At 58.4% G+C, this 12461-nt stretch carries 14 protein-coding genes; 6 read left to right on the forward strand and 8 right to left on the reverse strand.

Annotated features, from left to right (window positions below):
- The 6 genes from EL26_RS11300 to EL26_RS11325 form a co-directional block, all read right to left on the reverse strand.
- Positions 1 to 884: hypothetical protein (locus tag EL26_RS11300; protein ID WP_038088464.1), on the reverse strand; the 884-nt coding region annotated here is incomplete at its 3' end.
- Between the two features lie 219 nt (positions 885 to 1103).
- Positions 1104 to 1496: a hypothetical protein gene (locus EL26_RS11305; RefSeq protein WP_038088467.1), complete on the reverse strand. Its 393-nt coding sequence runs from the start codon at positions 1494 to 1496 to the stop codon at positions 1104 to 1106.
- A 58-nt stretch (positions 1497 to 1554) separates the two neighbouring features.
- A complete protein-coding gene (locus tag EL26_RS11310) occupies positions 1555 to 1980 on the reverse strand; it encodes a hypothetical protein (protein ID WP_038088470.1) in 426 nt (141 codons plus the stop codon).
- A gap of 34 nt (positions 1981 to 2014) precedes the next feature.
- Complete coding sequence (locus EL26_RS11315; protein ID WP_038088473.1) at positions 2015 to 3532, reverse strand: phage tail sheath family protein; 1518 nt, start codon at positions 3530 to 3532, stop codon at positions 2015 to 2017.
- 15 nt (positions 3533 to 3547) lie between these two features.
- Positions 3548 to 4099: a hypothetical protein gene (locus EL26_RS11320; protein ID WP_038088475.1), complete on the reverse strand. Its 552-nt coding sequence runs from the start codon at positions 4097 to 4099 to the stop codon at positions 3548 to 3550.
- Between the two features lie 284 nt (positions 4100 to 4383).
- Positions 4384 to 4827, reverse strand: coding sequence for an ArpU family phage packaging/lysis transcriptional regulator (locus tag EL26_RS11325; protein WP_038088478.1), 444 nt, complete (start codon positions 4825 to 4827; stop codon positions 4384 to 4386).
- Between the two features lie 136 nt (positions 4828 to 4963).
- Here EL26_RS11325 and EL26_RS23735 point away from each other — a divergent pair, with 136 nt between their 5' ends.
- The 3 genes from EL26_RS23735 to EL26_RS11340 all read left to right on the forward strand — a co-directional run bounded on the left by EL26_RS23735 (position 4964) and on the right by EL26_RS11340 (position 7989).
- Positions 4964 to 5380: a helix-turn-helix domain-containing protein gene (locus tag EL26_RS23735; protein ID WP_052036272.1), complete on the forward strand. Its 417-nt coding sequence runs from the start codon at positions 4964 to 4966 to the stop codon at positions 5378 to 5380.
- Position 5381: 1 nt separating this feature from the next.
- Positions 5382 to 5933, forward strand: a complete 552-nt coding sequence (locus EL26_RS11335) for an ImmA/IrrE family metallo-endopeptidase (RefSeq protein WP_038088481.1) — start codon at positions 5382 to 5384, stop codon at positions 5931 to 5933.
- An 82-nt stretch (positions 5934 to 6015) separates the two neighbouring features.
- Positions 6016 to 7989, forward strand: a complete 1974-nt coding sequence (locus tag EL26_RS11340; RefSeq protein ID WP_038088484.1) for a DUF4910 domain-containing protein — start codon at positions 6016 to 6018, stop codon at positions 7987 to 7989.
- 139 nt (positions 7990 to 8128) lie between these two features.
- On the opposite strand, the gene EL26_RS11345 is transcribed toward EL26_RS11340, so the two are convergent.
- A complete protein-coding gene (locus EL26_RS11345) occupies positions 8129 to 8947 on the reverse strand; it encodes a DUF92 domain-containing protein (protein WP_038088487.1) in 819 nt (272 codons plus the stop codon).
- A gap of 120 nt (positions 8948 to 9067) precedes the next feature.
- On the opposite strand from EL26_RS11345, the gene EL26_RS11350 reads away from it, so the two are divergent.
- The 3 genes from EL26_RS11350 (at position 9068) to EL26_RS11360 (ending at position 11357) form a co-directional block, all read left to right on the forward strand.
- Positions 9068 to 10033 carry a glycosyltransferase family 4 protein gene (locus tag EL26_RS11350; protein WP_152559248.1) on the forward strand — a complete coding sequence of 322 codons (966 nt, stop codon included), beginning with the start codon at positions 9068 to 9070 and terminating at the stop codon, positions 10031 to 10033.
- A 114-nt stretch (positions 10034 to 10147) separates the two neighbouring features.
- Positions 10148 to 10978, forward strand: a complete 831-nt coding sequence (locus EL26_RS11355) for a VanW family protein (protein WP_038088489.1) — start codon at positions 10148 to 10150, stop codon at positions 10976 to 10978.
- 64 nt (positions 10979 to 11042) lie between these two features.
- A complete protein-coding gene (locus EL26_RS11360) occupies positions 11043 to 11357 on the forward strand; it encodes a hypothetical protein (RefSeq protein WP_038088494.1) in 315 nt (104 codons plus the stop codon).
- Positions 11358 to 11389: 32 nt separating this feature from the next.
- Here EL26_RS11360 and EL26_RS11365 read toward each other — a convergent pair whose 3' ends face one another.
- A complete protein-coding gene (locus tag EL26_RS11365; protein WP_152559249.1) occupies positions 11390 to 12448 on the reverse strand; it encodes a glycoside hydrolase family 15 protein in 1059 nt (352 codons plus the stop codon).
- Between the last annotated feature and the right edge of the window lie 13 nt (positions 12449 to 12461).

The following is a 12461-nucleotide window of genomic DNA, read 5'->3' on the forward strand; positions in this document are numbered from 1 at the left end:
GCGGCGAACTGTTTGACCACGCCTGCAATCGCCTGCGGGATCAATCCAAACTGCTTGATCACGTGGGCGGCTGCCTTCGGGATCGCGCCGAACTGCTTCACGGCGTCGGCAATCGCTTTCGGGATCAGCTCAAACTGCTTGATTACCTGGGCCACCGCTTTCGGAATCAATCCAAAGTCGAGCACCGCCTGGGCGATCAGCTTGCCGATCTCGCCAAACTGCACCTGCACTTTGAGCCCGATGTTGCCCACCAAGCCAAACGTGGCGGAAACTTGCGCCGCCAGTTTCGCCGCCAGCGCAAACTCCAAACTCACTCGCCCGGCCAGCTTCGCCGCCATGCCGATCTGCATTCCGACCTGCGCCGCAATTTTGGCAGCCAGCGACAGTTCCGCTCCGATCGTCGCGGCGAATTTCGCCGTCAGCCCGAACCCTGCCGCAATCTGCGCGGTGATCTTCGCAGCAATCGACAACTCTTGCGTCACTTTCGCCGCATAGTTCGCCGTCGTGTTGAACTCCAACGCCACGCTGACAGCGCTTTTGACAGTGCGGCTGAACTCCATCACAACCGCGGTCGCAATCTTGGTCACTTTGCAGTACTCCGCCACCACCGACTCAGCGATCTTGGTCGTCTTGCACAGCTCTTTGACGGTTTCGGATGCGATTTTGGGCAGTTTGTCGAATTCCTTGACGGTCGTCGCAATCTGCTTGGGCAACTTGTCAAATTCCTTGACCGCCTTCGCCGCTTCATCTGTCACACGGCCAAACCCGTCAACCATCTCCAGAACGTCCTCGACCATCAAATCCATATAGCCCGTCGCCAATTCCATGTACTGTCGAATAAACACCATGGAATCCTCAACGCTCTTCAATAAAAAATCATCCATCGCCCAACCTCCTTTCCTTGGGAAATGCTCAGCCTAAAAAAAGAGACCGCCCCTATCCAGGGCGGCTCTCTTTTTGATCAGCCTCTTCGAACAATTCGAGGGCGGCCACCCTCATGTATGCCGGCCAGCGCTGCGACTCCTCAAACGAGATGTGCCGCTGCGCCAACGCCAGGCATTGCACAAAGGCAGGGGATTTTTTCAGGGCTTCGATTTTGGCCCTTAGGCGTTTCCCTCACCGTCGCCGTTCAGCTTTTCAAACAGCTTCTTGATCTTGGTGTAGTCCTTGCCTTTGAAGCCGGCGAGGAAATCACGGACGCCTTCGTAATTGCGGAAGCGCGGCGGTTCCATGCCGTCCACTTTCACGATGGTGCGCACGATCAGGCAGCTTTGGAAGATGACGGCGCCCGCGCCGTTCGGTTCAAACACGCCGCCGAGTTGACCCGCGACGATCATCTCGTCGGAACCGATCATCTCGCGCATCTCGACAAGTCGGCCGTCCGAGAGGCGGACTTGGTTGAACGGAAGTTCTTGCGAGGTCGGAACCGGCACGGAGACCGGTGCGTCCGGGGTGGTTTCGACGACGACTTGCGGGTTGAATTCTTGTGCTTGCATGGGGTGAGCCCTCCTTGAATTGTGTAGAGTTTAGATCAAACCGATTGAAAAAAAACGATTAGCCGCGCAGACGCTTGTTGCAAGCGCCCTTGAACTCTTCCTTGATTTCGTCCGCCGCGTTCGCCGCGTCCGATTTGTACCCGAACAGCACGGTGTCCGGATACACCCACACTTCGTTTTGGCCGTCAAAGTGTTTGACGGTTTCCACGACACGCACGCGCGGGGTCGATTTGCCCGCCAGCAGCGCATCGTCGATCGTTTGGAAGAATTCAGCCACTTGGCCGTCCACTTTGCCGAGTTTGAAGTCCAGCTCCCAGCCTTTGTAGATGACTTGGTGATGTTCGCCGATGTTGCCGAGCGGGTTGCGCGCTTTCACTTCGTGCTTTTGGTTTTTCGAGAAGCCGTCCACCTCGATGGTCATGACACCACGGTCGGTGTACAGCTCAATTTTCGCGGAAGAACCAAGGATACGGTCTTTAGACATGGGTAGGTCACTCCTTCTGGAATTTTAGATGAGATTAGGACTGCTTGGTGATGACGACGCCGGTCCCGATTTGGGTGCGGAAGATCATGAAGCGGTTCACGTTGAGCAGTTTGACGCCGTAATCGCAGATCAGGCGGTTTTGCGCGATGCTCGACGCCGGGTTGTTGGAAGCATCGCAGACGACTTTGTAGTCGGCGATCATCTGATCCGCCGGGGAGATCGGAGCTTTCATCGGTTGCAAGAGGTTGTCCACACAGTGGTAGACTTGGCGCATCAGGTCATCGGTGATCGGCTGATCCACGAATTGACCGCCCACTTGGGAGACCAGTTGGTTGATGTAGTCCTGCATGCGGCGCACGTGGATTTGCGATTGCGCTTCTTCTTGCGAGAGCGTGAAGGAACCGCGGATGCCGATTTGGCCGGCCGGGGTTTGCACGCCGATCGCGTTGACGCGCGCTTGTACCATCGCGACCAGTTCGGACGGGCCGATGTTTTGGTTCGGATCGGTGCCGAGGATGCCCGATACTTTTTTGTTGCCGGTGGAGAGGTGCGGTTGGAGTCCGGCGAGCACGCCTGCAAAATAGCCGACCGGCGAGACGGTCAGCGTGGTGCCCGTTGCGGAATCGCTGATGTGCACCCACGGGAACACGGCGATCGCACGATCCGTGTCCTGCGGCTTGGTCAAGTTCCCCAGAGACGACACGGACGTTGCGCGCGGGAACGTGATCAGCGCAATGCGCGGAAGACCGCCGTTTTGCGTGATCCCTTCGGCGTTTTCAATCAGCGCTTGGTTGATGTCGTCATCGCCTTGCTCTGCCGCCAAGATCAAGTTGATCGGCGCGGAATCGAGCGCGTGCAGACCGGTTTTGGTCGTGCCGGAAGCGGAGCCTTTGTAGTCGGCCGCTTTCGCATCCGCACCGTCGGTGCCGCCTGCGAGGTAGTAGGTGTCAAACTTCGGCTGATCGGCCGCGTCGGTTGCAAGAATCTCCATCTCCGCCAACTGCGAAGCTCCCTTCTCGCCAAAAACGGACGAGGCAAGCAAGGTCCCGGCGATCGGCGCAGCCGGTTTGACCAACAGGACGTTGTCCCAAGATTCAAACTCGCTGCCGTATTGCAGTTCAACTTTGATCGTGCCGGACTTGGTGCCCGCCGAGATCGCAGCGGAGAGCGCGTTGCCCCAAGTGCCCGGGGTTTTGGCTTTAAGCGTGAGGACGGCGGTGCCTTCCGCATCTTGGACCTCGACTTGGGCTTGTGCAGCCGGAGCGGTCGAAGAAGAGACGCGAACCACGTAGACGTTCGCGTTGCCTTGCTTGAAGATCCCGCGTGCGGTCAGGGTGCCGGTCAAAGCGAATTCCGGGTCGACGTCACCGAATTTTTTGACGAGGTCCGGATACGAAGTCACCAGCGTCGGGGTGTTCAGCGGACCGCGGGAGAACGTGCCGACGAGACCGATGTTGCCGGTCGGGGCGGAAGCGCTGCCTTCAGCGGTCGGAACTTCGAGGAAGTACTGATCGTCCAGGATCAAGTTGTTGAGGTTCTGTACAAATTGCATCGTCTTCAACACTCCTTATAAGTTGGATTCCAGATCGCTGTCTTCGGACAGCGACAGTTTTTTGAGCAGATAGACGGTTTCGGCGTCGAGCACGCGGACAGAGACGTTGAACGTCATGTCGCGCTGATGCGCGCCGGCGTCGCTCGGCGGGGCGTTGTATTGCCCGAAGTACGTGAATGTCACAATGTCCACCAGCGGATTGCCGGTGTTCAGACGCGTGTTGGTGTTCAGCGCCTGTTCGATCTTCCACCCGATCCGGCTCAATTCGTCAGCCGTTGCGGTGACCAAGGTAAGCCGGAGTTCGTACGTTTTGCGCTGCTTCTCCCGATAGATCGTGGCGGTGGTATCATCGGCGTTTTTCACCGTGGCGAACACGGTGTTGACGCTTCCGATGTACGTGCCCCGCTCCCGCACAGGGTAGACGAAGAGACAGGGCAAGTTTGTTTCCACCGACGTCACGTTCGGGTCGGGCCAGCTTTGGCTGACCGTGACCACTCCCATCGGGGTCGTGAGCGTGCGCAACGTCTGCGTGATCGACTGCAAGGGGTCCGTTTGTTGAACGGTCATTCTGTTCCCTCCTTTCAGCAGTCCGTTTCACGGCTCCGCGTGTTAAAACTACATGCAACTCACCTCCTTCAAATCAAAAGCCGCCAGTCGGATGCTCTGGCGGCTTTTCAAAAAAGCGTGGGTGGTGTGGGGTTGTGGTGGTTTTGGTGCTTTGCCTTGATTGGCTTACTAACATAGTAGCACGGCCTAAGGAAACTAACCTGTCCCGTTACTGCCAAATTTCTGCCAATTGATTTCAGAAAAAAACCGCCGGCTTCCACGGCGGTTTTTCATGCTCTCTATGATCAAACAGCTTCCTTATACACGGCGACTCCCATCGCCAACGCCAATTTCAGAAACGCTCTCGCTTTCACCCGGTAGTACTTGCGTTCGCTGAGGTTCAATTCGCCGAACACAATGTAGTCCAGCGCATCGTCATCTTCCAAATACCGCATCTTCACGATTTGCTTCTCCACGTCGTTAAGCATCTCCACCGCCGCCCAAACGCTCTCGACCAGCTCGCGGCGGCGGCGTTCTTCGTCGACGTTCTTCTGCGCGATGCTTTCCGTGCTGCTGTGAAACGTGTTCGTAACGCTTGACGGCGTGAGGCTGTAGCGTGCGGTCGTGCGGGTTTCGTGTCCGGGATGGTAGCCGATCTGCATATACAGTCGGCAAGATTCCAAAATTCCCTCCACGCGGGCGCGGGTTTTCTTGGGTTCAATGTTCAAATCGTCCAGGGTCTGCTTCATCGTCAACCACTCTCCTCAAGTTCACAGCTTTCGTCCTAACGAAATCCGTTAATTTATCGTACTCACATCATAATAACGCTTCCCGTTAGTGTCAAGATGTAATATACTAGGAGACAGAAAAGGAGGGGGTCTGCACATGACCACGGTCGCAAAGCGCATTCGCGACCTTCGCAAGCAGAAGGGCTGGACGCAGAAAGACCTGGCCCAGAAAAGCCACGTTTCCCCGCAAGTCGTCTCCAACTGGGAGCGGGAGTATTCGACGCCGGATACGGACGACATCGCAAACCTCGCGCAAGCTTTTGACGTGCCGGCCGACTTTCTGTTGCTCGGACGCATGCCCGAGCCCGCGGCCGGGGCGGACGACCCGATCGCGAAGCATCTCGCGCCGGAGGAGCTCGCCGTGTTGCAAGAGATGAGACGGCACGAAGGGTTTCGGGCTTTTTTCCATGACTTGTCGGTTGCACCGCAGGACAAGCTGCGCAAGTTGATTCGCATGTGGGACATCATCAAGGAAGATCTTGAGAACGACGATGACGAGGAGCCTGATTCCTAACGTGAAATTCGCAAAACTCGTACCCGGCTGCCGTGTGCCGTCGATGATGGAAGACCGCGCCAACCATCTACTGACCCGATTTGATTTCAAATACCCGGACCAGATCGACATCCGTGAAATCTGCGACTACTACAAAATCAAGATCCGCGCTTCCACAGAGCCAGACCTGACGTTTTCGGTCTGCACGGGTTTTCGCAAGGGATACATCTACATTCAGAAGGGCGTCGACTACCTGCAGTTCAAGGAACTCTGCGGCGAAGAGTTTGCGCATCTCTACCTGCACACGATCTCGCAGACCGAGACGACCAAACACCTGCACGCCAAGCAAGAGCGCCAAGCCAAGGATTTCTCCACCTACCTCTACATGCCGCTGCAAATGATGGAGGAAGTCCTGCTGTCCTACGACCAAGCGGTCGACATCTCCCAGTTGGCGGAGGAATTTCTGGTCTCCGAGGAATTTGTGTATTACCGTCTCTCCCTGCTCTTCCCGGATCGCGTCGATGCCATCGCCCGCGCGAAGGGCCGGTTTGGATATGTGCAATGGTTGGAATGAAAGCACGCGAGACAGTCGCGTGCTTTTTTTCGCAAAAAACTATATATTCAAACTAAACAACCAGACAAGGGGGAACTCTGAGATGCTGAACAAATGGCTTGCTCCCTTCCAAGCGGAAGCCTCGGGCGAAGCGGCCCTGAACCATGCCCGCGTGATCTCCACCCACCACCGCATCCAAGCCTCGCCGGGCTATCGCGAGGCGGCGCAGTATTGCGTCAACCGCCTGCGCGAGTACGGCCTCGACGCCGAGATCGTCAGCTACCCGGCCACGCCGGACGTCTACTTCGGAAACTCCCGCTCGTTTCGGGAGTGGCGCTGCCAAGAAGCGGAACTCCAACTGCTTCACCCGGTGTCCAAGCGTCTTGCGCGCTATACCGAAATGGAGCTTTCCGTCATCCAGCGCAGCACCGCCACGCCGCCCGAGGGCGTGACGGCCGAACTCGTGCTGGTGGAGAACGCGGTGGAAGAAGCGGGCTATCAAGGCATCGACGTGCGCGGCAAACTCGTCCTCGCGCGCGGCTCGCAGATGCGCATCCACCAACTCGCCGTCGAGAAATTCGGCGCGCTCGGGATTGTGACCGACAACATGACGGCGTTTCCGCCCTTGCGCACGCGCGAGGATTTGGCGGACGCCGTGCAGTACACGTCGTTTTGGTGGTATGACGAGTCGCTGACGTCGTTTGGATTCGCCGTCTCCCCCCGCGTCGGCGACGAACTGCGCGCCCTTTGCAAAAAAGGCCCTGTCACCGTCCGGGCTCGCGTCGAAGCACAACTTCTGGAAGGGCAGATCGAGAACGTGGAAGCGTTCATCCCGGGCGAGACCGACGAAGAAGTCCTCCTCGTCTCGCACCTCTGCCACCCGAAACCGGGCGGCAACGACAACGCGTCCGGGCCGAGCGTCTTGCTGGAAACCGCCCGCACGCTGCAGCGGCTGATCCGGGAAGGGCGGGTGGCAAAGCCGCGGCGGGGGATTCGTTTTTTGCTGATGCCGGAATTTACGGGGACGCATGCGCACATCAACCACCGCCAAGAACGGCTGGCGCGGACAGTGGCGGCGCTCAACCTCGACATGGTCGGCGCCGATCCGGCGAAAAGCGGGGGGCCGTTGACCGTCGTGAAATCGTCGCGTTCGCTTCCTTCTTATACCGCCGAGTTGGCGTACGGGATCTGGGAGCTGGCGGCGGAAGATTGCCGCGATTTTAACCGCACGTTCGGGTATTCGCTGACGAACCACTTGCTGACGCCGTTCTCGCCGGGCAGCGACCATTACATCCTCGCCGACCCGACGGTGGGCATTCCCTGTCCGATGATGATCACGTGGCCGGATAAGTTTTACCATACGTCGTTTGACACGGTCGACAACTTGAGCCCGCAGATGATGGGACGGGTCGCGTCCACGGCGGCGGCGTACTTGTATTGGGTGTCCAACGCCGAACTGCCGGACCTCCTCGCGCTCGCGTCCCGCATGGCGGCAAACTTGGCGCAAGAGTTGGAAGTGCAAGTTCGAAGCGTGCGCGAAGGGTTGATTGAAGGCGCGCTCGCGGCCGAGCGCCTGCTGTGGCTGAAGGACTGCAAGATCGCCGACCTTCGCTCCTTGCAGCGCCTCGTCCTTGCAGAGGACGAAGAGCGATTCCAAAGCGACCTCGCAAAAAAAATCACCTTCGTCGAAGCGGTCTGCGAGCACTTTGCCGCCGAGTTGGAAAGCCTGTTGCAAGCGTCCGCGCAGACGCTGGCGGAAGTTGCGGCGACGACGGCGGAAGCGGCCGACCCGCTCTTGCAGAAAGTGTTCCGTCGACGCGGGATCGGGCCGCTCGACCTGAACGGCTTTCTGCGGCAGTTGACGCCGGAGGAGCGGGAGGCGTGGGTGCGCGCGCAAGACGACGCGCTTCACGACACCGGCGTTTTTGTTCAATATTATATGGACGGCAAGCGCACGCTCGCGGAAATACTCAAGCTTGCGGAGCTGGAAACGGATAAGAAGGACGTCCCGTTCTCGCTGGCGTTTATTCGACTGCTGCAACGCCTCGATCTGATCGAGGAAGTCACAGCTGAATAACTAAAAAAAGCCAACACCACGCTCGTGGATGTTGGCTTTTCATGTCCAAAACGCCGTGGGCGCTGGCTTTTCACTTACCAGGTGTCGTGAAGTTGGCTGTTGCCTCCCGAAGAACAGGCCGTGGGCGCTGGTTCCTTTTTTACAAACTCGCGGTGGCAAGGACTGCGATGACCGCCCCCGCGAGCGACGCGATCATGTTGACCGCATCGTTGTTCATCCATTTCTCTCCGCGCAAGTAGCTGGTCTTCGTGCTGCAATGCGTTGCGGCTTCGACATCCTTGCCGCAGACGACGCAGCGCCGCATCCATTGCCACTTCGCGCCGATCACCGAATCGGTCAACGACCCGATCGTGCCCGCGACGAGGCCGGTCCACAACAACCACCCAAACGACACGTGCAGCGCCGCACTGCCGCTGCCCAAGGAAAACAGCCACGCGCACAGCCCGATAAACAACCCGCCCGCCATCGTCGCCAGCGTACCCGCAAGCGAGATGCCGCCGGACGTGCCGGTCGGGACTTTTTTCAATGTGAGGATCGAGCGCGGTTCCGACGACGAGAGCCCGCCGATTTCCGTCGCCCACGTGTCGGCGTTCACCGTCGCGAGCACGCCGACAAACGCCGCCCACCAGAGAAAGTGCGGGAACAGCGCGTTCAGCAAACAGAGAATCACCGCGATGCCTCCGTTGGCAAACACTTGTCCGGCGTCGCGGCGTCCGGTTTTTTCATACGTGGATTCGGCGGCGGACTTCGCTTTCTGCTTACACTTCGAGAGCAACGACGACGAAACGAAAAACGCGATCAACGTCCCGAACCACGCCAAACTCCCGACGGCGTACAGCACAGTCCCCGCGATCACCGCCGCCGCAAAGCCGCTCGCCGACAACGAGCGCTTCCAGTACGCAAGCCCGGCGATCACGGCGGCCCCGAGCAAACCGATGATCCAACTGGAGAGAGTCATGTTTCAACCTCCTGTCATTTGCCTCTGCTTCCTCTACTTTACCATACTTTCCTCTTGACAGCTTTCGACAGTCGGGACGACAATAAGGAGAGATAAAATCCATTTTGGGAGGGACTCCCTGTGACGGTCCTTTGGGTGATGTTGGCTGCCGCGTTGTGCAGTTTCCTAAGCGTCGCGCTGTTCCGCAAGATCGCGATCCGCTACGGCTACGTGGACAAGCCCAACGCACGAAAGAAACAAAAAGAACCGCTCCCGATGCTGGGCGGACTCGGCATGATCGTGGTGTTCGTTCTGTTCGTGAGCTTTTTCATCTACCGCTACGGCGATACTCCGGACGATGACTTGACCCTCTGGGGCATCCTCGCCGGGATCGGCGTGCTCGTGCTCGTCGGGTTTCTCGACGACTACTTCAAGACGCGGGGCAAGGACTTCCCCGCCCTGCCGAAATTTATCGGCCAAATCGTCGCCACCTACTGCTTGATTCTGTCGGGCACGGTCGTGCACGGCGTGAACATTCCGTTTGGCGACATCGGGTACGTCACGTTCCACCCGATTCTCGGTCAAATCCTCACCGTCCTCTGGGTGGTCGGCGTGATCAACGCGTTCAACTTCCTCGACGGCATCGACGGTTTGGCGGGCGGGGTCGCGGCCATTGCGGGCGGCACGCTGCTGGTCGTCACGCTCTTGATGGGACAAACCACTACGGCGCTGTTGACCGCGACGCTGGTCGGCACGACGCTTGGCTATCTGCGTCACAACTTCTTCCCCGCCAAGATCATCATGGGCGACACCGGCTCGATGTTCCTCGGCTACATGCTCGCCGCGATCTCGATTCTCGGCGCGTTCAAGTCGATCACCATCGCCTCCGTCCTCGTTCCGGTCGTGGCGCTGGGCCTGCCGATTTTTGACGCGTTCTATGTGACGATCCGCCGCGCGATCAACGGCAAACCGATCTACTCGCCGGACCGCACGCACGCCCATCACCGTTTGATGGACCGCGGTCTGAACCAAAAGCAAGCGGTTGTGTTCCTGTACTTGATCGCAACGTGCCTCGGGCTTTCGTCCTTGGTGCTGACCTTGATTTAAACAATCGGATGCCAAGATGCCGTCGCCCTCGGGCGGCGGTTTCTTTTTTTCAGAGCGGGTGTAACATTTTGGAAGGTCCCCCCCACTAATAGCCAGAAGGGGGTTCGATTTCACATGAAACCAAAAAAGAGAAGTTGGCTGCACTTGCAGCTTGGCATGCTCTATTTCCGCATGCGCCGCCGTCTGCAATGGACGTTCTCGCGCGTGCGATACACTTCTGAACAAGTACAAACTCCGTGGGAAAAAACACCCTACCGGCATGTGGCGTTTACGCACCGCACGCTGTTGCTGCGCAAACTTCGCCATGTCGACATGTGGCTCCAGCACAACAAAGTCCACAACCTCACCCTCGCCATTCCCCGCTTGAACGGGCTCGTCCTGCGGCCTGGCGACACGATGAGCTATTGGAAGTTGATCGGCAATCCCACGAAAGCGAAAGGGTATCTGCCGGGCATGGTGCTTCATGAAGGCGGGTTCCGTGCGGAGACGGGCGGCGGGCTGTGCCAGTTGTCGAACTTGATCTACTGGATGACGCTGCATACGCCGCTGACGGTGACGGAGCGGTATCGGCACCAGTACGATGTGTTTCCCGACTCCAACCGCACGCAGCCGTTTGGCAGCGGCGCGACGTGCGCGTACAATTATGTGGATTTGCAGATTCGCAATGACACGGAGCGGACGTACGTGTTGCATCTTTTTTTGACGGAGACGCACTTGGTCGGCGAATGGCGGACGGAAGAGCCGCAAACGGAGCGGTACGAGGTGTTTGAGCGGGAGCATGCGTTTCGGCAGGAAGCGTGGGGCGGATACACGCGGCACAACCAGATCTGGCGAAGAGTGTTGGGCGAAGACGGCGAAGAGCGGCGGCAGGAATTTGTGACGGAGAACCATGCGATCATGATGTATGCGCCGTTGTTGCCGGAAGCGGCGGCCGGCGGAAATTGAAGAGGCTTTTCGAGGAGGCCCTGCATGGGGTATGATGGAGACAGAAGCAAAGGAGGGAGAACCCATGTCATTTGACGTTTTAAAGTACGTTTCGGAGGCAAAAGAAGAGTTGGACAGAACGCTTGCCTGCAAGCATACCGCGTTTGACGACTTATATCCGTACATGATGGAGCAACAGACATTCTTTTGGTATAAGCGTCATGCGGCGTGGGCGGGTCTCTTGATGGCGGTTCGGATTGCGGAAGGTGCGGAGGCGGATTGGAAACACCTGTTCAACGCAAAGCAAGAAGCGATGATCACCGCGCGCGTACTGGACAAAAAGGTGCTCGACGAATGGCTGGAAGTGACGGAAGACAGCGAGCAAGGAATCGTCGAGTAATTCATGAAATACCACAAGAAAGGGGACGGCGCTTAGGCGCTTGTCCCCTTTTTTTCGTAGTGGGCCGCGGGTTGCACATTCCGGGCGGCTTCCGTTTTCGTTTCCGGGTCGGTCTGCTCGTGAAGGAGCAGGGTCATCGACACGGCCCACGCAAGCGGGTTGTTTGGGTTCGGTTGCCCCGTGCCGCCGATGTAGAGTTCAGGCATGTTGCCGTGGTTGGCGTCGAGCAGGGCGGCGGTTTTTTTCCAGTAGTGCCGGACTTTTTGACGGTCGCCCAGTTGTGCGTAGCAGAGGCCGAGCCACGGGAAGCCGAAGCACCACTCGGCTTCGCTGCCTTCGTTGTAGTAGCGGTCGCCGGCGTAGCGGATCACGCCGTGCGTGCGCTCCAGTTTTTGCGTGACATCGCCGAGAATGCGCAGCGCGGTGGCGCGGTTGACGACTTCGTAGGGGTAGATCAGCGAGAGCAGCGCCAGGTCGGTTTCTTTGGTGGCGCTTTCTCGCGGGAGGAGTTGTTTGAGCGTCTCCTCGCCGCGGGCAATCCATTCCTGCGGAACGTTGACGAGCAGCGAAACCGCTTTGAGCCCGGCGACGCACGCGCCGACGGAAGACGCGTGAAGTTCGACGTACTCTTCCCAGATGCCGTTGTCCGGTTCTTGCCAGTACTGGAGACAGCCGAGGTAGTAGACGAGTTTTTGCACGATGTCTTGGTCGCGCCGGTCGCGGAGGAGGCGCTTTCCATGGCGGACGCCCTGGCCGAGCCCCCAGAGGAACAGGCCGATGGAGTCGTTTTGGGCATGGCCCCACGGATCGGGCACTTCGCGGAGGTCTACCGAATAACGGGCGTGGATGTATTCATATTGAAGCACCGGTTTCTGGCGGGTGTGGATGTCGATCTTCCACTCGTACTGGCGAAACAAGTCCAGCAAGGCATGATACGCGGCTTCATACCGTCCGCAGTCGGTGTGCAAGTACGGGAGCACGGTGTAGGCGATATCACGAATCCAAACGTAGGAATAGTCGTTGGAGGGGCTGGCGACATAGGCCCCATTGGGCAGGCGCATCGCCTCCAACAAGTCATGCAGAGCTTTCATGGGGTCATCTCTC

This window comes from Tumebacillus flagellatus, from assembly GCF_000714935.1.
Lineage (GTDB): Bacteria > Bacillota > Bacilli > Tumebacillales > Tumebacillaceae > Tumebacillus > Tumebacillus flagellatus.

Excerpts from the sequence above, each read along its gene's own strand:
- EL26_RS11305 (WP_038088467.1), bottom strand. The coding sequence starts at position 1,496 with ATGCAAGCACAAGAATTCAACCCGCAAGTCGTCGTCGAAACCACCCCG.
- EL26_RS11310 (WP_038088470.1), bottom strand. The coding sequence starts at position 1,980 with ATGTCTAAAGACCGTATCCTTGGTTCTTCCGCGAAAATTGAGCTGTAC.
- EL26_RS11315 (WP_038088473.1), bottom strand. The coding sequence starts at position 3,532 with ATGCAATTTGTACAGAACCTCAACAACTTGATCCTGGACGATCAGTAC.
- EL26_RS11320 (WP_038088475.1), bottom strand. The coding sequence starts at position 4,099 with ATGACCGTTCAACAAACGGACCCCTTGCAGTCGATCACGCAGACGTTG.
- EL26_RS11325 (WP_038088478.1), bottom strand. The coding sequence starts at position 4,827 with ATGAAGCAGACCCTGGACGATTTGAACATTGAACCCAAGAAAACCCGC.
- EL26_RS23735 (WP_052036272.1), top strand. The coding sequence starts at position 4,964 with ATGACCACGGTCGCAAAGCGCATTCGCGACCTTCGCAAGCAGAAGGGC.
- EL26_RS11340 (WP_038088484.1), top strand. The coding sequence starts at position 6,016 with ATGCTGAACAAATGGCTTGCTCCCTTCCAAGCGGAAGCCTCGGGCGAA.
- EL26_RS11345 (WP_038088487.1), bottom strand. The coding sequence starts at position 8,947 with ATGACTCTCTCCAGTTGGATCATCGGTTTGCTCGGGGCCGCCGTGATC.
- EL26_RS11355 (WP_038088489.1), top strand. The coding sequence starts at position 10,148 with ATGAAACCAAAAAAGAGAAGTTGGCTGCACTTGCAGCTTGGCATGCTC.
- EL26_RS11360 (WP_038088494.1), top strand. The coding sequence starts at position 11,043 with ATGTCATTTGACGTTTTAAAGTACGTTTCGGAGGCAAAAGAAGAGTTG.
- EL26_RS11365 (WP_152559249.1), bottom strand. The coding sequence starts at position 12,448 with ATGAAAGCTCTGCATGACTTGTTGGAGGCGATGCGCCTGCCCAATGGG.